A 19,912-nucleotide genomic window follows, 5' to 3' on the forward strand; every position below is an offset into this window, starting at 1 on the left:
AAAAGATGCTTATTTTTACGTGCTTATCTAAGTATATAACAATATTCTTAATAGATTATAGTTATGTATTAGACTAAAAATCATGACGTTGAAAATAGCTAAAAAACTCATAGTACTTACAGTATTTACTGCTTTAATAGCAACAAGTTGTTCTAGGAAAAACGACAGCTTTCTAAACAGGAGCTACCACGCTATAGGTACAAAATACAATAAACTTTATAACGGTAACAATGCCTTAGCAAAAGGCCAGCAAACACTTAACGATGGTTACCAAGATAACTATTGGGAGATTTTACCAGTAGAGCGTATGCAAGTTACCGAGGAAATCACTTTACCCGGACAAACAAAAAATGCCGATTTTGAACGTGCCGAAGAAAAAGCAGTAAAAGCCATTCAAAAAAATGGTATGAATATTCAAGGTAAAGAGCGTAACCCACAAATAGATGAGGCTTATTTACTACTAGGAAAAGCACGTTATTTCGACCAACGTTTTATTCCAGCCTTAGAAGCTTTTAATTACATACTATATAAATATCCAGCAAGTAGTAATATAAATCAAGCAAAGGTTTGGCGAGAAAAAACAAACATGCGCTTAGAAAACGATGAATTAGCAATAGTTAATTTAAAACGTTTATTAGAAGAGGAAGAGTTAGAAGGTCAAGATTTGGCAGATGTAACCTCTACATTAGCACAAGCATATATAAATTTAAAATCGCTAGATAGCGCATTAACACAAATAAAAATAGCCTCTCAAGAAACAAAAAAGGCTTTCGAAAAAGGAAGATATAACTTTATAAAAGGTCAATTATATAATGCATTACAAGAAAAAGACAGTGCAAATATGGCTTTTGATGAAGTTATAGATTTAAACCGAAGCATTCCACGTAAATATCTAATTAACGCATACATTGAAAAAACAAAGAATTTTGATTACCAAAACGGTAACAAATTAGAGTTTCAAGAATTATTAACACGTTTAGAAGAAGAAAGAGAAAACAGACCATTTTTAGATAAAATTTATCATCAAATAGGGCAATATCATTTAATTACAAATAACGATTCTTTAGCCACAGTTTACTACAATAAGTCACTACGTACCAATTCGCCAGATAAAATTTTGGTAGCAAAAAACTACGAGACGCTTGGAGATATTAATTTTGATAAAAATAATTACAAAGCTGCAGGTGCTTATTTTGATAGTACTATGGCAAGTATGGTTTTAAATAGTAAACCATATAGAGTTATAAAACGAAAAAGAGAAAATTTAGACGATGTTATTTATTACGAAGACGTAGCGCAAAAAAACGATAGTATATTAAGAATCGTCGCTATGCCAAAAGCAGAACGCTTAGCTTATTTTAACGACTATATAGCAAAACTAAAAGCCGAAGCAGAAGCAGAAAAAGAACGCCTAGCAATAGAAACACAAAAAGCAGGATTAGCAACCAATAATGCTGGAAATACAACTAATAATAACTTTATAAAGCCAGCAAGTAGTTTACCACAAGCCTCATCATTCTATTTTTATAACGACCAAACAGTAGCTTATGGTAAAAACGAGTTTACACGTATTTGGGGAGATCGAGAATTAAAAGATAATTGGCGTTGGTCCAGTAAAAACACTGCAGTAGCAATAGAATCTTCTGCAAACCCATTTCAAGCAGATGTTGCCCAAGACGAAATGTTTGATGTAAAAACCTATTTAGACAAAATACCAAGTGACGATACAGAAATAAGCGATATTGTAAAAGAACGTGATTATGCATACTATCAATTAGGCTTAATTTATAAAGAAAAATTTAAAGAATACGAGCTGTCTAAAGGTAAATTTCAGGCACTTTTAAATAATAAGCCAGAAGAGCGCTTGGTGTTACCTTCTAAATATAATTTATTAAAAATGTATGAGATTTTAGGTAGAGAAGCCGAGGTTAACATACTTAAAAACGAAATAATAACTAATTATCCAGACTCTAGATATGCTAGTATTTTAGCAAATCCAGAGTTAGCTTTAGAAAAAGATAAAAACAGCCCAGAAAGTATATATGAAACAGTATACAGTAAGTTCGAAAATCAAGAATTTAGTCAAGTAATAAAAGAAACAGAAAAAAATATAAAAGCATTCGAAGGTGATGCGATAGTTCCAAAGTTTGCATTATTAAAAGCATCTGCAATAGGTCGATTATATGGTTTTGAGCAATATGAAAAAGAAATAAATAATGTAGCAATAACTTATGCTAATACGACCGAAGGTTTACAAGCACAAATGATTTTAGACAAATCAATAAAAGGACTAAGAAATCCGGAGTTTTTAGATGATACAGCAGCTACAAGTGCAAAAGTAGTATATCAATTTACAAACGCAACACCAGAGCAGCTAAATGCATATAAAGAAATAATAGATAAAGCGGCAGCAAAAATGAATTATAACCGCTTATCAACATCAATAGATATATATAGTCCAGAAAAAACGTTTGTAGTGGTTCATGGTTTGCGAAGCATTGAAAGTGCAAAAGGATTTACTTCTTTGTTTGAAGAAGAAGAACAATCAAAGTTATCTAAACCATTTTTTGGAATATCTTCAGAGAATTACAGGATTCTTCAAATTCACAAAAACTTAGAATCTTATTTAACAAACCAATAAAGAAAAGCATTATGTTTTCTGATAATAAAAAAATGAAAAACGAAAATAACAACACATCAATACAAAACTTAATCGCAAAAGGAACCAAAATAGTTGGATCCTTTGTAAGTGAAGGAGATATTAGAATAGATGGCGTTATAGAAGGTGATGTAAAAACACCAGGAAAAGTAGTAGTAGGTAAAACAGGTGAAATAAAAGGATCTTTAGAAAGTAGTAATGCTTATTTTGAAGGCAAATTCTCCGGTAATTTAAATCTATCAGGAACTTTAACCTTAAAATCTACAGCATTTATAGAAGGTGATGTAGTAACGCAAAAACTAGCTGTAGAACCAGGAGCAACTTTTAATGTTTCATGTGTTATGAAAACAACTGTAAAAGATTTAAAGAGTGGATCGAAAACCCAAAAAACAGCTTAGTCCTTATATTAGGTTTACAACTGTTGCTTTTCAAATGGGTGCCATAATATGGTTAGGCAACTTACTTGGCGAATGGCTAGATACAAAATATCAAACGACGTATTGGGAAAATACAATAACATTACTTGCTGTTTTTTCGGCAATGTATTTAGTTATTAGTCAGGTTTTGAAAATTTCTAAAGACAATGATTAAAAAAATTTTAATTTATTTTTTTTCATTTTTCATTTTATTTGGTCTAGCTTTTACAATTCAAAATCAAATAATTAATAACTTAAATGTAGTACTTGGTTTTTCTGTTTTGGCAATTTATTGCTTTCATAGTATTGTTTCTTTTTTAATTTGCATTGCTATTTTAATACTATCAAAAGCTCCAAAGTGGCAACCACAGTTGGGTTTTGTTTATATTTTTTCTTTTGTACTTAAGTTTTTATTTTTTGCAGCAGTATTTAAAGAGTCTATTTTTAAAGCAGAAAACTTATCAAAAACCGAAAGCTTAAACCTCTTAATTCCACTAGGGATTTTTCTATTTTTAGAGGTGTATTTTATAGCAAAAATTTTAAACCAGAAAGACTAGAAAAAGTTATTCTCGAAAAATTAATTTTATTTTCAAATAATTACCTACCTTTGCACGGAATTTAAAAACACGGTTTTTTTGATTTTTTTAACAATGAAGGTAGCTAAACAAACTTTTAAATTTTTCGTCATTATCACAATGCTCTTTGCAAGTGCATCTGCAATGGCTAAAACACCTGTTACAGAAGGTAATAATAATGGTGGTCAGGTAGATACAAAAACAGAGATAGATGATTATATACTGCATCACCTTCAGGATGCACATGACTTCACATTGTTTTCTTACACGAATGATAATGGAGAGCGTAAGCACTTCGGTTTTCCTTTGCCAGTAATCTTATGGACTTCAAAAGGTCTTGTTACATTTATGTCTTCAGAATTTCACCATAATGATGATGGACATGTAATTGTAGAGAAAAACGGTTTAAAGTTCGCGAAGATTCATTCAAAAATTTACGAATTAGATGGTGCTGCAACTACAGTAGCTTTCGATGAGGAGCATCATGCAACAAATGCACATAAAGTTCTAGACTTATCTATAACTAAAAGTGTACTTGGTGTATTGTTAGTTGGTTTATTAATGTTGTTTGTGTTTTCTAGATTAGGGAAACAATACAAAAACAAACAAATACCAACTGGTTTTGGTAGAGTTTTAGAGCCATTAGTAATATATGTTAGAGACGAGATTGTAAGACCTAACATTGGAGAAAAACACTATAGAAAATTTACAGGTTACTTATTAACAGTGTTCTTTTTTATATGGATATTAAACTTATTAGGTTTAACACCATTAGGATTTAACGTTACAGGACAATTAGCTGTTACAGCATGTTTAGCTATATTTACACTTATAATATATTCTGTAAGTGGAAATAAAGATTACTGGATGCACATTTTCTGGATGCCAGGAGTGCCAATTTTAATTCGTCCAGTATTAGCTGTAATTGAGTTAGCAAGTGCATTAATAATAAAGCCATTTTCATTATTAGTACGTTTATTTGCAAACATCTCTGCGGGTCACATTGTAGTGATGAGTTTAATTGCAATAATGTATAACTTAAGAGAATCGTTTGGTGTAGTTGGTTCTACATCTTTAGCAATATTATTATCGTTTTTTATAACATTAATAGAAGTATTAGTTGCATTCTTACAGGCTTATATATTTACAATGCTTTCAGCATTATTTATAGGTATGGCAGTTGCAGAGCACGACCACGATCATGAACATGATGCAGAAGGTCACGAAATCGCAGACACAGAAGATGTAAGGTCAGATTTCATTTAACAAAGAGTTTTTTTAATTTAACTATATAATTTATTTACTATGTACAATTTAATTGGAGGTGGTTTAATCGTAATCGGAGCAGGTTTAGGTCTTGGTCAAATTGGTGGAAAAGCAATGGAAGGTATTGCACGTCAACCAGAAGCAGCAGGAAAAATTCAAACAGCGATGATTATTGTTGCAGCACTATTAGAAGGTTTAGCATTTGGAGCTTTATTCTTAGCGAAATAAGAAAAAGTATCAAATCAAACTTACAAAAACACTATCCTGTAACGGTTGGTTGCAGGACGTGTTTTTAAAATTAAAACAAAACACTTAATTATTTAATAAGATGGATAAATTATTAAACGATTTTTCACCAGGACTATTTGTAGTACAAACAGTATTACTACTATTATTAATTTTCTTAATGGTGAAGTTTGCATGGAAACCAATTCTTAACTCTCTTAATGAAAGAGAAGAAGGTATTCAAGGTGCTTTAGATGCAGCAGAGAATGCTAAAAAAGAAATGGCTAACTTACAGGCAGATAATCAAAAATTATTACAAGAAGCGCGTTTAGAAAGAGAAACAATGCTTAAAGAAGCGCGTGAACTTAAAAGTAAGATGATTGCAGATGCAGAAGCAGAAGCTCAATCACAAGCTAATAAAATGATTGCACAAGCTCAAGAAGCTATCGCAAGTGAAAAGAAAGCAGCAATGGCAGAGTTAAAAAGTCACGTTGCAGGATTATCTCTTGATATTGCAGAAAAAGTAGTGCGTCAAGAATTATCTAATAAAGACAAGCAATTAGAATTAGTTGAGTCTATGTTAGGTGAAGCAAAACTTAACTAATTATTATATTTATAGTTTTAAACTTAAATATAAAGCAAGTATAATTTAAAAAGATTTCCACTGTAGTGGGCATAAATATGGCAAGAGCAGCAATACGTTACGCAAAAGCAGTATTAAGCATAGCAAATGATCAAAACACGGCAGAAGCTGTAAATAATGACATGACGCTAATTGCTAATACTATTGCCGAAAACAAAGATTTAAGCAACATGCTTTTAAGTCCTGTTATTACTCCTTCAATAAAAAAATCAGCTTTATTAGAGATTTTTAAAGGAATTAATACAGTAACTTCTAATTTAATCAATACACTTATTACAAATAAGCGAATAGATATAATTAGTAATGTGGCATCAAAATATACAGAGTTATATGATGCATCAAAAGGCATTCAAGTAGCAACAGTAACAACAGCTGTAGCTTTAACAGATGATTTAAAAGCTAAAGTATTAAACAAAGCAAAAGAATTAACTGGAAAAGACGTTACAGTAAAGAGTATTATAGATGAAAGCATTTTAGGTGGTTTCATTTTAAGAGTGGGAGATATACAGTATAACGCTAGTATCTCTAATAAACTCGACAAATTAAAAAGAGAATTCACAATAAATTAAAAATGTTAATCGGGCACTTAATTTTAAGTGTACGTTTAATATCTAATATCTAAATAAAGATGGCAGAAGTAAAACCAGCTGAAATATCAGCAATCTTAAAACAACAACTTTCAGGTTTTGAAGCAAGTGCTTCATTAGACGAAGTAGGAACAGTATTAACTGTAGGTGATGGTATTGTACGTGCTTACGGATTAGCAAATGCTCAATACGGAGAATTAGTAGAATTCGATGGTGGTGCAGAAGGAATTGTATTAAACTTAGAAGAAGATAACGTAGGTATCGTACTTTTAGGAGGATCTACAGGTGTTAAAGAAGGTTCAACTGTAAAACGTACTTCTCGTATTGCCTCTGTAAAAGTAGGTGAAGGTATTGTAGGTCGTGTTGTAGATACTTTAGGTAACCCAATAGATGGTAAAGGACCAATTGCCGGAGATACTTACGAGATGCCATTAGAGCGTAAAGCTCCTGGTGTAATTTACAGAGAACCAGTAACAGAACCATTACAAACAGGTATTAAAGCTATTGATGCTATGATTCCAGTTGGTAGAGGACAACGTGAGTTAGTTATTGGTGACCGTCAAACAGGTAAAACTACTGTTTGTATTGATGCTATCTTAAATCAAAAAGAATTTTACGATGCTGGTAATCCAGTATATTGTATATATGTTGCTGTAGGTCAAAAGGCTTCAACAGTAGCAAACATTGCTAAAACTTTAGAAGAAAAAGGAGCTTTAGCTTACACAACAATAGTAGCTGCAAATGCAAGTGATCCTGCTGCAATGCAAGTTTATGCACCAATGACTGGAGCATCTATTGGAGAGTACTTTAGAGATACTGGTAGACCAGCTTTAATTGTATTTGATGATTTATCAAAACAAGCCGTTGCATACCGTGAAGTATCTTTATTATTAAGACGTCCACCAGGACGTGAGGCATATCCTGGAGATGTATTTTACTTACACTCTAGATTATTAGAGCGTTCTGCAAAAATCATTAACGATGATTCTATTGCTAAAGAAATGAACGATTTACCAGAAAGCTTAAAACCAATAGTAAAAGGTGGAGGATCTTTAACAGCTTTACCAATTATTGAAACACAAGCAGGAGACGTTTCGGCATATATACCAACAAACGTAATTTCTATTACAGACGGACAAATTTTCTTAGATGGAGATTTATTTAACTCTGGTGTACGTCCAGCAATTAACGTAGGTATTTCTGTATCTCGTGTTGGTGGTAATGCACAAATTAAATCTATGAAAAAAGTATCTGGTACCTTAAAATTAGACCAGGCACAATTCCGTGAATTAGAAGCTTTCGCTAAGTTTGGATCAGATTTAGATGCTGTTACTTTAAACGTAATTGAAAAAGGAAAACGTAACGTAGAGATTTTAAAGCAAGGACAAAACGATCCTTATACTGTAGAAGATCAAGTTGCAATTATATACGCTGGTTCTAAAAACTTATTAAAAGATGTACCAGTAAATAAAGTAAAAGAATTTGAAAGAGACTTTATCGAATTCTTAAACGCTAAACATAGAGGTGTTTTAGATACTTTAAAAGCAGGAAAATTAACTGATGAAGTTACAGATACTTTAGTAAGTGTATCTAAAGACTTATCAGCTAAATATAGAGCATAAAACAATTAATAATTTAAAGTTATAAGCTTTTAGCTTATAACTTTAAATTTTAATAATTAAATAATTGTCACTCTAGGAGTCAAGCAAAGCGAGAACCAAGAGTCTTTATAATATAGAGAATGGCGAATCTAAAAGAAATACGTAATAGAATATCTTCAGTGTCTTCAACGATGCAGATTACCAGTGCTATGAAAATGGTATCTGCTGCAAAGTTAAAAAAGGCTCAAGACGCTATTACTGCAATGCGTCCTTATTCAGATAAATTAACAGAGCTTTTACAAAGCTTAAGTGCTACTTTAGATGAAGATGCTGGAAGCAAATTTTCAACGCAACGAGAAGTAAATAATGTTTTAATTGTAGCTATAAGTTCTAATAGAGGTCTTGCAGGTGCATTTAACTCTAACATTATTAAGCAAACACAAAATTTGGTTGATAATGTATATGCAGGTAAAAACGTATCGGTTTTAGCAATAGGAAAGAAAATTAATGATGCTTTTTCTAAACAAGGTATTGTTATAGATAACAAAAGCGATATATACGACGACTTATCTTTTAATAATGTGGCAGCTATTGCTGAAACTTTAATGGATAAATTTGTTGATGGTGAGTTTGACAAAATTGAAGTTGTATACAATAAGTTTAAAAATGCCGCTACTCAAATAGTAATGACAGAGCAGTTTTTGCCTATCATGCCTATTGAAGGAAGTGAAGCAAATGTAAATGCAGATTATATATTTGAACCGTCTAAAGTTGAAATAATAGAAGAGTTAATACCTAAATCTTTAAAAACCCAATTATATAAAGGTATTAGAGACTCTTTCGCTTCAGAGCATGGTGCACGTATGACGGCTATGCACAAAGCAACAGATAACGCTACAGAGCTTAGAGACCAGCTTAAATTAACTTATAATAAAGCACGTCAAGCTGCAATTACTAATGAGATACTTGAGATTGTTGGTGGAGCAGAAGCATTAAATAACTAAAAATAGAACTCTAAGTATTATTAAGAGTTTATATTATATATTAAACCTTATTCAATTTTGAATAAGGTTTTTTTATGCATTAAATTTTCATTTTCTATATTTAGAGAATACAATTTATTATGAAATTACTCCAAACAGTTATTATTGCTTTAATAAGTTTAACATTAGTACAGTGTAAAAATTCAAAAGCAACAACCCAAAGAGATAAAAGCGGTAAAACTATTCTAGAACCTAATGCAGAAATAACTGTAACAAAACCATACTTCCAAAAATGGACTGCAGGACAAGAATCTTCAGGTTTTGGTTATACCTTATATTTTCCTAATCTAACAAATAAAAACAATTATAAGCTTGAAAATGTTTACTTTAGAGGTTTAGTAGGTGAAATTAAAATTGGTAAAGCTTTATATTTTTCAAAGTTAAATAGTAAGAAGCCAGACGTTATAATGTCTGGTAATACTAATAAAGAGTACGGTAATACTTTACCCAATAAAACAAAAGTTTTGCCGTTTACTTTAAAAAGTAACGAATGTGTAATTAGTTATAGAGCCAACAAAGAAATAAAATATTTTAAAATAGAAAATTTAATCGAAAAGTCTGGTGAGTTCTTCCCAAGTGCACCATCAAAGCATTAATATATTTAACAATCAACGAAACCATTACCTACTTAATCATGAAAATTTTTAAACCAACATTAACACTATTACTTGCTACTTTATTAAGTTTTAGTTGTTCTTCTTCAAAAAGAGCACATAAATTACCAGTAGAAGCAGAAACAACATTAGCATTTACAAAACCTTATTTTCAAGTTTGGAATGCTGCAATTAAATACGGAAGTCGTGGCGCTAAGTTATATTTGCCAAATTTGCAGAGCAGAACAAACGCTAAAATAGATAAAGTTTATTTTAGAGGTATGTATGGCACTTTAGAAAAAGGACGCTCTTTATTTACAGCAATTGTAACAAAACCGGTTTTAAATGATGGTTCTCCAAACCCAAATGTTGAGCCAATTGAATTTCCATTCGATTTAAGACCAGACGAATGTGTAGTAAGTTATATTGAAGAAGGAAAAACTAAATATTTTTTAATTTCAGGATTAGCAGAAAGAGAAGGTATTTATTATCCAGATGGTCCACCAACTGTAGTAACTAGAGAATAATACTATTTTAGTAATAGAATAGAGTTAATAGCTTTCAAACTTTGTTGGCTGTACTAAAATCAATACATTTAGGGTTATAATAAATTAGTACATTGGGCGGATTTAAATCTCTTTTTAAACAAACATTCATTTATGGCTTAGCAACAGTGTTGCCTAGAATGTTAAGCTTTATTTTAGTACCGCTTTATACAGATCCTACAGTTTTATCTACTGCAGAATATGGTCGAGTTTCTTTTATATTCGCATACTTTGTACTATTTAATGTTATTCTGGCGTATGGTATGGAAACCGCATTTTTTAGGTTTTTTAATAAAAACGATAACCCGGAAAATGTAACAAATACATCCGCAACATCAATAATTTTAAGCTCGTTTAGCTTATTAGGTATAGCCTTTTTATTTAGAAATCAAATAGGTTCACTTGTAAACATTGAGCTTAAATATCTTAATCTAGTTTTTTTAGTCTTACTATTAGATGCTTTAGTAATTATACCGTTTGCATGGTTAAGAGCAACTGCAAAGCCTATGCGATATGCAGTTATAAAAATTTTAAATGTAGCTGTAAACTTAGGTTTAAATGTTTTTCTATTACTCTACTTAAAAGACTTAGCACAAAACAACAATGTATTTAGTAGCATTTATAAGCCCGATTTTGAAATTAGTTATATATTTATTTCTAATGTAATAGCTAGTGGTGTTACACTTTTAATTTTACTGCCATTTTATACTAAAATCAAGTTTCGTATTGATGCCGTTTTATGGAAAAAAATGATGAAATACGCCATGCCCGTTTTAATTGCTGGTATAGCTTATTCTATAAACGAAACTTTTGATCGTATTCTACTTGAACAATTATTACCAGAAAATATAGCCGATGAGCAAATTGGCATGTACTCGGCTTGTTACAAACTAGCTTTGTTTATGACGCTGTTTGCAACAGCATTTAGATTAGGAATAGAACCATACTTTTTTAGCCACTCTAAAACCAAAAACCCTCAAAAAAATTACGCTAAAATTTTAGAGTTTTTTGTAGCATTTGGATCAGTTATTTTTTTAAGCGTTGTAATATTTGCAGATGTTTTAAAACCATACATAATTAGAAGTGAAGATTATTATCAAGCCATGTGGATTGTTCCTTTTATACTTTTAGCCAACTTTTGCTTAGGTATTTATCACAACTTATCTGTTTGGTATAAAATAACAGATCGTACAAAGTATGGTGCTTACATTTCGGTGTTTGGAGCAATAGTCACACTATTATTAAATTACATATTAATTCCTATAATTGGTTATAAAGGCTCTGCTATAGCAACGCTTTCAGCTTATTTAATAATGATGCTACTATCATTTTATTATGGAAAAAAGTACTACCCAATTCCATATAATTTAAAAAAGATTGTACTTTACTTTAGTGTTTCAACATTATTTTCAATGGTTTACTTCTATAATTTTAGAGGTAATTATTTTATAGGAATTGGAGCATTAATTGTATTTTTAGGCATTGTTTTTCAGCTTGAAAAAAAAGAAGTAAAACAAATATTAAAAAGTAAATAAAAGTCTTTTAAGCTTGTAATGAGAGTACTATAAAAAATTTAAGGCTTTAGTTTAACAAACAAATTTTAGAATGCAAATTAAAATAATAAACAAATCAGCTCACGCTTTACCGCACTACGAAACTAATGCATCTGCAGGAATGGATTTAAGAGCAAACTTAAACGAAAGTATTGTTTTAAAACCTATGGAACGTACTATTGTTCCAACAGGCTTGTTTTTAGAGCTGCCAGTTGGTATTGAAGCACAAGTAAGGCCAAGAAGTGGTTTAGCAGCAAAAAAAGGCATTACAGTACTTAATGCACCAGGAACGGTTGATGCAGATTATAGAGGAGAAGTTGGTGTGATTTTAATAAACCTATCAACTCAGGATTTTACAATAGAGAATGGCGAGCGTATTGCTCAATTAGTAATAGCAAAACATGAACGAGTAGAATGGGAACAAGTTGAAATACTTTCACAAACTAAGCGTGGCGAAGGTGGTTTTGGAAGCACAGGAGTAAAATAATAAATTAAGATTTTAGTATAATAATTAAAACATACCTGCTTTAGCAGGCACAAATATGAAAATAATAGTACCAATGGCAGGACGAGGTTCTCGTTTACGCCCACATAGTTTAACAGTGCCAAAACCATTAATTCCGGTTGCAGGTCAACCTATTGTACATCGTTTAGTAAAAGATATAGCAAAGGTTTTAAACCAACCAATAGAAGAAATAGCTTTTGTATTAGGTGATCCAGCATGGTTTGGTGATGATGTTGTAGAAAGTTTAAAAGCATTAGCAGAAAGCTTAGGTGCAAAAGCCTCAATTTATCGTCAAGACCAACCATTAGGAACTGGTCACGCTATAATGTGTGCAAAAGAATCCTTATCTGGACCAGCAGTAATTGCCTATGCAGATACTTTAATTCGTGCAGATTTTAATTTAGATCCAGATGCAGATGCTGTAATTTGGGTAAAACAAGTTGAAAAGCCAGAAGCTTATGGTGTTGTTAAACTAAATGACAAAAAAGAAATTGTAGAATTAGTTGAAAAACCAGAACAATTTGTAAGCGATTTAGCAGTAATTGGCATCTATTATTTTAAAGAAGTATCTGTATTAAAAGCTGAACTTCAAAAAGTACTAGATAATAATATTATTAATGGTGGTGAATACCAAATTAACGATGGTATAAAAGGCATGATGGCTAATGGAAAAGTTTTTAAAACAGGTGAAGTTAGCGAATGGATGGACTGTGGAAATAAAACTGTAACCTTAGAAACTAACCAACGCATGCTTGGCTTTTTACAGGCAGATGGCGAAGAGCAATTAGTGTCATCTACAGTAAAAAAGGATAATGCAACTATTATAGAGCCATGTTATATTGGTGAAAATGTGGTGTTAACCAATACCACAATTGGGCCTAACGTTTCTATAGGGAATAATTGTGTTATTGAAAACTCAACCGTTAAAAATAGTTTAATTCAAAACGAAACCACAATAAAAAATGCTAATTTAGATGAAGCTATGATTGGTAACCACGTAAAATATGATGGTAAATTTACCAAAATTAGTATAGGAGATTATTCTGTTTTGGAATAACTATTGATACCTACTTAGCATGTATATAGTTCTTTATTCATTTGTAATTAAACCCGCAAAAGAACAAAAATTCTTAATTGCTTGGAAAGAATTAACTGCGTTAATTATAAAATACGAAGGCGGTTTAGGATCTAGGTTACATTTAGAAAAACCATTAAATTATATAGCTTACGCACAATGGCCAAATAAAGAAACATTTACAAACGCAGGAGATAATTTACCAGAAACAGCAGAAAAACTGCGAAACATAATGAAGGAATCTTGCGAAACAATTAAAGTTTTAAATAAACTTGAAGTAGTAGAAGATTTACTATTAAAATAACATGACTAACAAACACTTTAAAATATTACTTTTTATCCTCGGAATATATCTATTACCGCAATACAATGCTGCGCAAGTAGATTTTAATAATGTACCGCAAGACGATTTAGGTAATGTAAAGAGTGAATTTCAGGATTTGTTTTACGAAGCATTAAAGCAAAAAGGCATTGAAAATTATGATAAAGCTGTAGTTGCATTACAAAAATGTTTAGAAATCGATGACTCAGAGTCTATATTATATTTTGAATTAGGAAAAAATTACAATAAACTTAAAAATTTTGGTGCAGCAGAAGATGCTTTAAAAAAGGCAGTAAGTAAAGATCCTGATAATGAATGGTATTTAGACGAACTTTATGAAGCTTATGCACAGCAAAAAGACTATGACAAAGCAATAAAAACAGTAAAGCAACTTGTTAAATTTCATCCAGATTATAAAGAAGATTTAGCTTCAATTTATGTTAGAACAAAAGACTATAAAAGCGCTTTAAAAGTACTAGATGAATTAGATGAAGAACTAGGAATTTCAGATTCTAGAGACCGTTTAAGAAATCAAATTTATAATGCTACCGGAAGAAAAAAAGCACAAATTAGAAATCTTGAAGATCGAGTAGATAAAAATCCAGATGCCGAAAAAAACTATTTGGCATTAATTTTCCGCTACAGCGAAAACAACGATAAGGAAAAAGCTTTTGAAACAGCAAAAAAGCTTTTAGAAATAAATCCAGAATCTCAATTAGTGCATTTGGCATTGTACAAATTTTATCTTGATGATAATCAGGCAGAAAAAGCAATAGAATCTATGCGTATTGTGCTTAATAGCAGGCAAATTAATGGAGAACCAAAATTAAAGGTTTTAGCAGATTTTATTCAGTTTGTAAGTAAAAACCCTAAATACGAATCGGATTTAGTAGATATAACATCATCTGTACCAGAAATAACTACAGATGTAAAAACACTAACAGAAGTAGCACAATATTATTTACTAAAAAACGAAAGAAAAAAAGCTTTAGAATATTATAAAAAAGCTCAAAATATAGAGCCTAATAACTTTACAATATTGCGTAATATATTATTACTTCATATAGATTTAAAAGAATATAAATTAGCCGAAGAAAAAAGTGACGAAGCTTTAGAGCGTTATCCATCTCAGCCAGTTTTATATTTATTAAATGGAGTGGCGTTAAATAATTTAAAACAACCTCAAGACGCTATAAATAGTCTAGAAACAGGATTAGATTATATTATAGATAACACTAAAATGGAAGTAGATTTTTATAAGCAACTTGGTAAAGCTTATACCGCTTTAAACAATTTTACAAAAGCAAAAACGTTTAACGATAAAGCAGCAAAGCTAGAACTCGCAAACTAAATGAACATAAAAAATACCGCTTTATATATTTTAATATTAATTACAACATTGTTTTTTAGTTGTAAATCATCTAAAACAGTAACAGCAAATGGCGAATTGAACGCTAATGCTTCAGCTAAAAACATTATTAAAAATATAGATAAAAACGCTTCGTCTTTTAAAACGCTTAACGGCCGTTTAAAAATAGAAAGCATTCAGGAATCAAAATCACAATCTTACACAGTGTCATTACGTATGGAAAAAGACAAGGTGATTTGGTTAAGTAAATTAGGTATTGTTAGAGCAATTATTACTCCAAATAGAGTTGCTTTTTATAATAAATTAGATGGTACTTATTTTGATGGAGACTTTTCGTATTTAAGCAATTTATTAGGTACAGATTTAGACTTTAACAAAGTACAAAACATGATAATTGGTGAGCCAATATTTAAAGTTAATACTAAAGAATATGAAGCTTCGGTTTTTAATAAATCGTATTTATTACAACCAAAGCAACAACAAGATTTATTCGAGTTGTTTTTACTTATAAATCCATCACATTTTAAAATGGATTCTCAACAAATAGCACAACCAAAAGAAGCTCGTGTTTTAGAAATTAATTACGATAACTATCAAGAAGTCGATAAAGAAATTTTACCAGAAAACATTAAAATTATTGCAGTAGAAAATGATGAGCAACTACTTATTAACCTAGAATTGAAAAACTTATCTTTAGATGAAACACTACGTTTTCCTTTTACAATTCCTTCAGGTTATAAAGCTATAGAATTAAAATAATGTTTAAAAAAAACCTTTATATATTTTTAGGACTTTGCTTATTTAGCATCATGTTTTCTTTTGCACAAAGTAGCAAGCAAAAAGAATTAGAAAACCGTAGACTAGAATTAACAAGAGAAATTAATAAAATAAACGAACTGTTAGATTCTAATAAATCTAAGCAAAAATCTCAGATTACTGTTATAGAAGATTTAAACTATAAAGTAAGCGTACGTGAAAACCTTATAAAGGTCACAAACCAACAAGCAAATTTATTAACACGAGAGATTAATAATAACCAAAAAGAAATCTCTGCAAATAGAGAAGAGCTTAAAGTTTTAAAAGACAATTATGCGAGTATGATTAGAAAATCGTACAAAAACAAAAATAAAAGTAGTCGTGTAATGTTTTTGTTATCCTCAAGTAATTTTAAGCAGGCCTACAAACGTATACAGTATTTAAATCAATACGCAGATTACCAGAAAAAGCAAGGAGAAAATATTAGAACAAAAACAGAAGCTTTACAAAAAAGCAATCAAGAATTATTAAAGAAAAAGGAAGCGAAAAATAAACTTATTGCCGAAAATAAAATCGCTCAAAAAGCCTTAGAAAAAGAACGAAAAGAGCATGAGGTAATAATGAGTGCAATAAAAAAAGATTTAAACAAATACGCTTCTCAAATAAAAGAAAAACAACGTGAAGCTAGAAAAATAGATCGAGCAATAGATAAAATAATTAGAGATGCTATTGCAAAATCTAACAAATCTAAAAGTAAAGCAGCAGCATCGTCTAAAGGTTTTGCGCTTACTGCAGAAGCTAAGGCGCTTGCTAAAGACTTTTTAAGCAATAAAGGCAAATTGCCTTGGCCAGTTGAAAAAGGTATTGTAAAGGTGCGTTATGGGCGTCAACCATCGCCAATAGATAGAACTGTAACAATTAATAGTAACGGTGTAAGAATTTCTACCGAAAAAAATGCTAAAGTACGTGCTGTTTTTGCTGGTGAGGTAATGAGTATTATTAAGCAAAAACGAAGCAATCCAACCGTATTAATAAAACACGGTAATTACATTACAGTATATAAGAACTTAGGAAAACTATCTGTTAAACAAGGCGATAAAGTCTCTACAAAACAAGAAATTGGTGAAGTTTTTACAAATCCTGCTACTGGAGAAACGGTATTAAGATTTAGTGTTTATAAAGATAATGCCACCGAAAACCCATCGAGTTGGATTTTTAAGATGTAAAATTATTCGGCAAGACAGGAATTTTATTGTTTTATAAAGTATTCCAAATTAAAGATGGCCTTAAAAGAATATAAAACTGCTTAGATTTAAAACATAATGATGCCCATTATATCACAAATATTATTGGTATAATAGGCACTTTAATATATAAGAAATACTTTAATCTAAGTTTTGAAAGGCGATTACTCAAACAAAGCTTTTAACTCTGTGGCATCATCTGGTTTCATTTTTCCAGCTAATACTAAGCTTAATTGTTTACGTCTTAAAGCTGCTTCAAAACGTTCAATTTCTAATTTGGTTTCAGGTATTAATTCTGGTACACGTACAGGTCTTCCTGTTTCATCTACAGCAACAAAAGTATAAATAGCTTCGTTGGCTTTATCTTTTATTCCAGATTCTCTGTCTTCAATCCAAACGTCTATATAAATTTCCATAGAGCTTTTAAAAGCACGAGAAACTTTGGCATCTACCGTTACAACACTTCCTAAAGGAATAGCACGATTAAAAGCTACGTGATTTACAGATGCTGTTACAACAATTCTACGAGAATGACGACGCGCACTAATTCCTGCCGCACGATCCATTCTTGCTAACAATTCTCCACCAAATAAGTTATTAATTGGGTTGGTTTCACCAGGTAAAACCATATCTGTCATTATTGTTCTAGACTCTTTTGCTGTTTTTGCTTCCATAATAAATCCTATAAGAATAGGAACTGTTTTAATCTATTCGCATTTAAAAATGCAAAGGTAAGCCGATTTAGATTTTTCAGCAGTAAGTTTTAGGAAATATTAAGAATATATTTAGTCTAACTTCTTAACTAATAACCAAGCATCACGATTACTATTCTGGCGAATAGTGTTTAAAGCTTTCATTGCTTCATCTCTATTAGTAAAGCTATTATAAGCCACTTGATGTAAACCGTATTGGTTAACACCTATTTTTCTAGCTTTAAAACCTTCAGCAATTAATTGTTCTACTTTTTTGTCAGAATTTGCTTCAACTCTATAAGCACCAGCAACAAGGTGATAATTTCCGCTTTGCTTAGTAACATTTAATTTTATTGCAGGTAAGGGATTGCTAATAACAAAAGTAGCTTCTTGTACTTCGTTATCTAATGCTAAATTAGCTTCTTCTTGAGCAATTTCATTATGTGCAGCAACACCATCTACATAGTATTTAGAAGCACCAAAACCTGTGATAGTTAAAGCAATTAATGCAATAGCAGCATATTTAAAGTACGGTCTTGCTTTTCGTTTTTCTTGAGAAACGGTAATAGGTACAACGTTTTCAATAGTTTCTACTTCTTCTTTATAAACTTCACGCGAAATTTTTGGAGAAGTATACTGTGCTAAGCCAAAAGCATCTGTTAAATAATTTAAATGATAGCTTGGGCTAAATTCTATTTTGCCTTCAGTATTTAATTTTAAGTCACCAATGTTTTTAAAGGCAAGTGTCTCACCTTGGGTTAAACAAGACTTTAAAGACTTTACACGTTTTTCAATTTTTAACGAAGCGGTTTCAAAAGGAATTTTCTCTACATCTGCTATATAACTTACTAATAAACCATCATTAGTTTGTATCTGCTCATTAAAAGCTAAGCTCTTTTTTGGCGGATAAAACGCATTGGTAGTTTCGTGTACAGTTGCTGGTACGCGTTGCGATAAAAAGGCTCCAAAGTTAGGCACAGTAACGCATTCGTAACGGTATAGTAAATCGCTTATGTAGTGTTCTAATTGCATAAAACAAAGTTATAAATTTTTAGAAACGAACAAAAGCTTGGGTGTATTAGTTATTAACACCAATAAAATTCTTTTCTTGTAGTCTTAAAACCAGCATAATAAAAATGACAGAAAATGAATTGCTCTATGCTTTAGCCTTGCAAAATGTACCAAAAATTGGAGATACTATTGCAAAAAAACTTATTGCGCACTGTGGTTCGCCAGAAGCCGTATTAAAAGAAAAGAAGCAAAACCTATTAAAAATTGATGGTATTGGTCATGTTACAATTAAAGATTTATTTGCCAATAACCATTTAGAAGCGGCAGAAGCCGAATTGCGTTTTATTAAAACCGAAGGCATAAAAGCACATTATTTTACTTCTGAAGCATATCCTGAAAAATTAAAACATTGTATCGATAGCCCAATTTTATTATTTGAAAGCGGAAACATTAACTTAAATAATAGACATATTATTAGTATTGTTGGTGCTAGAAAAATTACAACTTCTGGCATTGCTTTTTGTGAAAAACTAGTTGAAGCTTTAGCGGTTTATAATCCTATTATAGTATCTGGTTATGCTTATGGTACAGATATTACTGCACATAAAGCTGCAATAGATAATAAGTTACAAACTATTGCATGTTTAGCACATGGATTAAACCAAATATACCCTAAAGGACACAAAAAATATATGGCTGCGGTTGAAAATAATGGTGGTTTTTACACAGATTTTTGGAGTACAGATGCTTTTGACCGCAACAATTTTTTAAAACGAAACCGTATAATCGCAGGTATTAGTGAAGCAACAATAGTTATAGAAAGTGCCGAAAAAGGAGGAAGTTTAGTTACTGCAGATATTGCTAATTCTTATAATCGTGATGTTTTTGCAGTTCCTGGCCGTACTACAGATTCTCAAAGTGTTGGTTGTAATAATTTAATAAAGCAGCAAAAAGCACATTTATTATCTACACCATTAGATGTACCATATTTGCTAAATTGGCAATTGGAAGATAAACAAAAACCTGTTGTACAAAAACAATTGTTTGTAGAGCTTGATGCTAACGAAAAAGTAATTTATAATTATTTAAAAGATAACGACAAGCAAATGCTTGACGTTATCGCTTTAAACTGTAACATGCCAATTTATAAACTTGCTGGAATATTATTAAATATGGAGTTAAAAGGTATTGTTAGGCCTTTACCAGGGAAACTGTTTGAAGTTATTTAGTAA

22 protein-coding genes are annotated in these 19,912 nt (G+C 31.0%); 20 read left to right on the forward strand and 2 right to left on the reverse strand.

The genetic code is table 11. The features are described 5' to 3' along the window. The first annotated feature begins 82 nt into the window (after positions 1-82). The 19 genes from LACAL_RS05360 to LACAL_RS05450 all read left to right on the forward strand — a co-directional run bounded on the left by LACAL_RS05360 (position 83) and on the right by LACAL_RS05450 (position 16,959). The gene (locus LACAL_RS05360) at positions 83-2,641 is read left to right on the forward strand and encodes a tol-pal system YbgF family protein (RefSeq protein WP_013869691.1); all 2,559 of its coding nucleotides are present in this window, start codon (positions 83-85) and stop codon (positions 2,639-2,641) included. An 11-nt stretch (positions 2,642-2,652) separates the two neighbouring features. Beyond that, positions 2,653-3,057 carry a polymer-forming cytoskeletal protein gene (locus LACAL_RS05365; RefSeq protein ID WP_013869692.1) on the forward strand — a complete coding sequence of 135 codons (405 nt, stop codon included), beginning with the start codon at positions 2,653-2,655 and terminating at the stop codon, positions 3,055-3,057. Further along, complete coding sequence (locus LACAL_RS05370) at positions 3,029-3,250, forward strand: AtpZ/AtpI family protein (RefSeq protein WP_013869693.1); 222 nt, start codon at positions 3,029-3,031, stop codon at positions 3,248-3,250. The genes LACAL_RS05365 and LACAL_RS05370 overlap by 29 nt, the downstream gene beginning before the upstream one ends. Further along, positions 3,243-3,632, forward strand: a complete 390-nt coding sequence (locus LACAL_RS15625) for a DUF6168 family protein (RefSeq protein WP_013869694.1) — start codon at positions 3,243-3,245, stop codon at positions 3,630-3,632. Before LACAL_RS05370 ends, LACAL_RS15625 begins: the two co-directional genes overlap by 8 nt. Positions 3,633-3,770: 138 nt before the next feature. Then, positions 3,771-4,916 carry a F0F1 ATP synthase subunit A gene (gene atpB / locus LACAL_RS05380; RefSeq protein WP_013869695.1) on the forward strand — a complete coding sequence of 382 codons (1,146 nt, stop codon included), beginning with the start codon at positions 3,771-3,773 and terminating at the stop codon, positions 4,914-4,916. 39 nt (positions 4,917-4,955) lie between these two features. Continuing rightward, a complete protein-coding gene (gene atpE / locus LACAL_RS05385; RefSeq protein WP_013869696.1) occupies positions 4,956-5,144 on the forward strand; it encodes an ATP synthase F0 subunit C in 189 nt (62 codons plus the stop codon). A gap of 100 nt (positions 5,145-5,244) precedes the next feature. Continuing rightward, positions 5,245-5,745: a F0F1 ATP synthase subunit B gene (locus LACAL_RS05390; RefSeq protein ID WP_013869697.1), complete on the forward strand. Its 501-nt coding sequence runs from the start codon at positions 5,245-5,247 to the stop codon at positions 5,743-5,745. Between the two features lie 77 nt (positions 5,746-5,822). Continuing rightward, complete coding sequence (gene atpH, locus LACAL_RS05395) at positions 5,823-6,353, forward strand: ATP synthase F1 subunit delta (RefSeq protein WP_013869698.1); 531 nt, start codon at positions 5,823-5,825, stop codon at positions 6,351-6,353. A 59-nt stretch (positions 6,354-6,412) separates the two neighbouring features. Next, positions 6,413-7,993, forward strand: coding sequence for a F0F1 ATP synthase subunit alpha (gene atpA, locus LACAL_RS05400; protein ID WP_013869699.1), 1,581 nt, complete (start codon positions 6,413-6,415; stop codon positions 7,991-7,993). 119 nt (positions 7,994-8,112) lie between these two features. After that, positions 8,113-8,976: an ATP synthase F1 subunit gamma gene (gene atpG / locus LACAL_RS05405; protein WP_041301300.1), complete on the forward strand. Its 864-nt coding sequence runs from the start codon at positions 8,113-8,115 to the stop codon at positions 8,974-8,976. A 119-nt stretch (positions 8,977-9,095) separates the two neighbouring features. Next, positions 9,096-9,611, forward strand: coding sequence for a hypothetical protein (locus LACAL_RS05410; RefSeq protein ID WP_013869701.1), 516 nt, complete (start codon positions 9,096-9,098; stop codon positions 9,609-9,611). A 38-nt stretch (positions 9,612-9,649) separates the two neighbouring features. Next, on the forward strand, positions 9,650-10,135 hold the full coding sequence (locus tag LACAL_RS05415; protein ID WP_013869702.1) for a hypothetical protein: 486 nt from the start codon (positions 9,650-9,652) through the stop codon (positions 10,133-10,135). 92 nt (positions 10,136-10,227) lie between these two features. Beyond that, positions 10,228-11,688 (forward strand): oligosaccharide flippase family protein, encoded by a 1,461-nt coding sequence (locus tag LACAL_RS05420; RefSeq protein ID WP_013869703.1) that lies wholly within the window; start codon positions 10,228-10,230, stop codon positions 11,686-11,688. 70 nt (positions 11,689-11,758) lie between these two features. Next, positions 11,759-12,193: a dUTP diphosphatase gene (gene dut / locus LACAL_RS05425; RefSeq protein ID WP_013869704.1), complete on the forward strand. Its 435-nt coding sequence runs from the start codon at positions 11,759-11,761 to the stop codon at positions 12,191-12,193. A 55-nt stretch (positions 12,194-12,248) separates the two neighbouring features. Then, positions 12,249-13,268 (forward strand): sugar phosphate nucleotidyltransferase, encoded by a 1,020-nt coding sequence (locus LACAL_RS05430; RefSeq protein WP_013869705.1) that lies wholly within the window; start codon positions 12,249-12,251, stop codon positions 13,266-13,268. A 19-nt stretch (positions 13,269-13,287) separates the two neighbouring features. Continuing rightward, on the forward strand, positions 13,288-13,590 hold the full coding sequence (locus LACAL_RS05435) for an antibiotic biosynthesis monooxygenase (protein ID WP_013869706.1): 303 nt from the start codon (positions 13,288-13,290) through the stop codon (positions 13,588-13,590). A gap of 1 nt (position 13,591) precedes the next feature. Continuing rightward, positions 13,592-14,959: a lipopolysaccharide assembly protein LapB gene (locus LACAL_RS05440; RefSeq protein ID WP_013869707.1), complete on the forward strand. Its 1,368-nt coding sequence runs from the start codon at positions 13,592-13,594 to the stop codon at positions 14,957-14,959. After that, positions 14,960-15,736, forward strand: coding sequence for a DUF4292 domain-containing protein (locus LACAL_RS05445; protein WP_013869708.1), 777 nt, complete (start codon positions 14,960-14,962; stop codon positions 15,734-15,736). Continuing rightward, positions 15,736-16,959 (forward strand): murein hydrolase activator EnvC, encoded by a 1,224-nt coding sequence (locus tag LACAL_RS05450; RefSeq protein WP_013869709.1) that lies wholly within the window; start codon positions 15,736-15,738, stop codon positions 16,957-16,959. Before LACAL_RS05445 ends, LACAL_RS05450 begins: the two co-directional genes overlap by 1 nt. 182 nt (positions 16,960-17,141) lie before the next feature. Here the strand turns inward: LACAL_RS05450 and LACAL_RS05455 are convergent, their stop codons facing one another. Together LACAL_RS05455 and LACAL_RS05460 are read right to left on the reverse strand one after the other, a co-directional pair. Then, positions 17,142-17,651, reverse strand: coding sequence for an acyl-CoA thioesterase (locus LACAL_RS05455; RefSeq protein ID WP_013869710.1), 510 nt, complete (start codon positions 17,649-17,651; stop codon positions 17,142-17,144). A 111-nt stretch (positions 17,652-17,762) separates the two neighbouring features. After that, positions 17,763-18,701 (reverse strand): SPOR domain-containing protein, encoded by a 939-nt coding sequence (locus tag LACAL_RS05460; RefSeq protein WP_013869711.1) that lies wholly within the window; start codon positions 18,699-18,701, stop codon positions 17,763-17,765. 104 nt (positions 18,702-18,805) lie between these two features. Here LACAL_RS05460 and dprA point away from each other — a divergent pair, with 104 nt between their 5' ends. Beyond that, positions 18,806-19,909: a DNA-processing protein DprA gene (gene dprA / locus LACAL_RS05465; protein WP_013869712.1), complete on the forward strand. Its 1,104-nt coding sequence runs from the start codon at positions 18,806-18,808 to the stop codon at positions 19,907-19,909. Positions 19,910-19,912: the final 3 nt, after the last annotated feature.

Source organism: Lacinutrix sp. 5H-3-7-4, assembly GCF_000211855.2.
Classification (GTDB): Bacteria; Bacteroidota; Bacteroidia; order Flavobacteriales; family Flavobacteriaceae; genus Lacinutrix.

Coding starts and splice junctions, on each gene's coding strand:
- LACAL_RS05455 (WP_013869710.1), bottom strand. CDS start 17,651: ATGGAAGCAAAAACAGCAAAAGAGTCTAGAACAATAATGACAGATATG.
- LACAL_RS05410 (WP_013869701.1), top strand. CDS start 9,096: ATGAAATTACTCCAAACAGTTATTATTGCTTTAATAAGTTTAACATTA.
- atpB (WP_013869695.1), top strand. CDS start 3,771: ATGCTCTTTGCAAGTGCATCTGCAATGGCTAAAACACCTGTTACAGAA.
- atpG (WP_041301300.1), top strand. CDS start 8,113: ATGGCGAATCTAAAAGAAATACGTAATAGAATATCTTCAGTGTCTTCA.
- LACAL_RS15625 (WP_013869694.1), top strand. CDS start 3,243: ATGATTAAAAAAATTTTAATTTATTTTTTTTCATTTTTCATTTTATTT.
- LACAL_RS05435 (WP_013869706.1), top strand. CDS start 13,288: ATGTATATAGTTCTTTATTCATTTGTAATTAAACCCGCAAAAGAACAA.
- LACAL_RS05430 (WP_013869705.1), top strand. CDS start 12,249: ATGAAAATAATAGTACCAATGGCAGGACGAGGTTCTCGTTTACGCCCA.
- LACAL_RS05445 (WP_013869708.1), top strand. CDS start 14,960: ATGAACATAAAAAATACCGCTTTATATATTTTAATATTAATTACAACA.
- atpA (WP_013869699.1), top strand. CDS start 6,413: ATGGCAGAAGTAAAACCAGCTGAAATATCAGCAATCTTAAAACAACAA.
- LACAL_RS05440 (WP_013869707.1), top strand. CDS start 13,592: ATGACTAACAAACACTTTAAAATATTACTTTTTATCCTCGGAATATAT.
- LACAL_RS05360 (WP_013869691.1), top strand. CDS start 83: ATGACGTTGAAAATAGCTAAAAAACTCATAGTACTTACAGTATTTACT.
- LACAL_RS05365 (WP_013869692.1), top strand. CDS start 2,653: ATGTTTTCTGATAATAAAAAAATGAAAAACGAAAATAACAACACATCA.
- LACAL_RS05390 (WP_013869697.1), top strand. CDS start 5,245: ATGGATAAATTATTAAACGATTTTTCACCAGGACTATTTGTAGTACAA.
- dut (WP_013869704.1), top strand. CDS start 11,759: ATGCAAATTAAAATAATAAACAAATCAGCTCACGCTTTACCGCACTAC.
- LACAL_RS05415 (WP_013869702.1), top strand. CDS start 9,650: ATGAAAATTTTTAAACCAACATTAACACTATTACTTGCTACTTTATTA.
- LACAL_RS05460 (WP_013869711.1), bottom strand. CDS start 18,701: ATGCAATTAGAACACTACATAAGCGATTTACTATACCGTTACGAATGC.
- dprA (WP_013869712.1), top strand. CDS start 18,806: ATGACAGAAAATGAATTGCTCTATGCTTTAGCCTTGCAAAATGTACCA.
- atpH (WP_013869698.1), top strand. CDS start 5,823: ATGGCAAGAGCAGCAATACGTTACGCAAAAGCAGTATTAAGCATAGCA.
- LACAL_RS05450 (WP_013869709.1), top strand. CDS start 15,736: ATGTTTAAAAAAAACCTTTATATATTTTTAGGACTTTGCTTATTTAGC.
- atpE (WP_013869696.1), top strand. CDS start 4,956: ATGTACAATTTAATTGGAGGTGGTTTAATCGTAATCGGAGCAGGTTTA.